Origin of the sequence: Comamonas trifloxystrobinivorans (assembly GCF_043359985.1) — a bacterium.
GTDB lineage: Bacteria > Pseudomonadota > Gammaproteobacteria > Burkholderiales > Burkholderiaceae_C > Comamonas > Comamonas trifloxystrobinivorans.
Map to the genome: position 1 here is coordinate 4,102 of NZ_JBHZGV010000029.1, position 572 is coordinate 4,673.

1 pseudogene is annotated in these 572 nt (G+C 64.0%); it reads left to right on the forward strand.

Annotated features, from left to right (window positions below):
* Window positions 1–441 (forward strand): annotated as a pseudogene (intI1, locus tag ACFIQF_RS23575) (class 1 integron integrase IntI1); the annotation flags it as partial.
* Window positions 442–572: the final 131 nt, after the last annotated feature.

The following is a 572-nucleotide window of genomic DNA, read 5'->3' on the forward strand; positions in this document are numbered from 1 at the left end:
CTGTCGCGTGCACGGGCATGGTGGCTGAAGGACCAGGCCGAGGGCCGCAGCGGCGTTGCGCTTCCCGACGCCCTTGAGCGGAAGTATCCGCGCGCCGGGCATTCCTGGCCGTGGTTCTGGGTTTTTGCGCAGCACACGCATTCGACCGATCCACGGAGCGGTGTCGTGCGTCGCCATCACATGTATGACCAGACCTTTCAGCGCGCCTTCAAACGTGCCGTAGAACAAGCAGGCATCACGAAGCCCGCCACACCGCACACCCTCCGCCACTCGTTCGCGACGGCCTTGCTCCGCAGCGGTTACGACATTCGAACCGTGCAGGATCTGCTCGGCCATTCCGACGTCTCTACGACGATGATTTACACGCATGTGCTGAAAGTTGGCGGTGCCGGAGTGCGCTCACCGCTTGATGCGCTGCCGCCCCTCACTAGTGAGAGGTAGGGCAGCGCAAGTCAATCCTGGCGGATTCACTACCCCTGCGCGAAGGCCATCGGTGCCGCATCGAACGGCCGGTTGCGGAAAGTCCTCCCTGCGTCCGCTGATGGCCGGCAGCAGCCCGTCGTTGCCTGATG